This is a genomic window from Cerasicoccus arenae (assembly GCF_014651635.1).
GTDB lineage: Bacteria > Verrucomicrobiota > Verrucomicrobiia > Opitutales > Cerasicoccaceae > Cerasicoccus > Cerasicoccus arenae.
On the sequence record NZ_BMXG01000055.1, the window covers coordinates 1 to 983 of the forward strand.

The 983-nt window shown below is 59.0% G+C and carries 2 protein-coding genes; both read right to left on the reverse strand.

The features are described from left to right. Nucleotides 1-80: 80 nt before the first annotated feature. Entirely contained in the window at nt 81-806 is a 726-nt protein-coding gene (locus IE065_RS17855) for a tyrosine-type recombinase/integrase (protein ID WP_189517688.1), read from the reverse strand. Beyond that, nucleotides 715-983 (reverse strand): hypothetical protein (locus tag IE065_RS18180; RefSeq protein ID WP_229792165.1); only part of this gene is annotated, 269 nt, incomplete at its 5' end. The genes IE065_RS18180 and IE065_RS17855, both read right to left, overlap by 92 nt.

Below are 983 nucleotides of genomic sequence, written 5' to 3' on the forward strand. Positions count from 1 at the left end.
ATGCCAACTGCAGGACGATGTTTTTATCGTGCTGGTGCTCGAAGCGGGCCACCGCAAAGACATTTACAAGTAGGCTCAAGCTAACGCGCTGGGTGTGTCATGGCGTGAACGCGCTGAAGCTGGCTGATCGATACATCGGTGTAAATCTGCGTCGTGGATAAATTGGCGTGCCCGAGCAGTTGCTGGATAAAGCGGATGTCGGCGCCGTTTTCGAGCATGAGCGTGGCGCAGGTATGCCGGAACAGGTGGCAGCCGCCGGGCTTGCCAACTTCGGCGCGTTTGACGTAGTCGATGACGAGGCGGCTCAGGTAGTCAGGGGCCAACGCATCGCCGTAGGCGCTCAGGAACAGGGTCTGCTCGCGGGATCGGTGGGCGAGTTGGGGACGCGAGTCGGCGAGGTATTTTTCGAGCCAGGATAATGCCCGCTCGCCAATGGGCGTCATGCGGTCCTTCTTGCCCTTGCCCTGACGCACGGCCAACATGCGCCGCTCAAACTGCACGTCTTCCAGCGCCAAGCGCACGGCTTCCATCCGCCGGATGCCCGTCGAGTAAAGCAGTTCGAGCAAAGCGCGATCACGCAGCCCGAGCGGGCCTGTAATATCCGGCAAGTTCAGGATGCGTTCGGCCTCGCTAGCGGTCAGCGGCGTTTTCGGCAACTTGCGTTCCCCACGGGGCATTTCTAGTTCGGAGGCCGGGTTGTGCAGGATTTCATTCTCACGGCACAGCCAGCGGAAAAAGTCTTTGATCGCCACCAAGCTTCGACAACCCGCGCACCCGGTAAACCCGATCTCCCAGGATGATTTCATGGTCGTCACCGTGGGCGACCACTGCCACCGATGACACCTTTTTTTCTTTAGCCGCCACCTCGTCCAGACCCGGTTCGGTAGCCACTAACTTAGCAGCTAAAGGATTATTAATAGAGACAGTACGGTCTTTGATGACAGGAGACGCCAAGCCCTTGCCCAGCCACTCGGCCGACTCAA

What these genes read in the sequence shown, in the direction of transcription:
- IE065_RS17855 (WP_189517688.1), bottom strand. Translation starts at nt 806, where the DNA reads ATGAAATCATCCTGGGAGATCGGGTTTACCGGGTGCGCGGGTTGTCGA.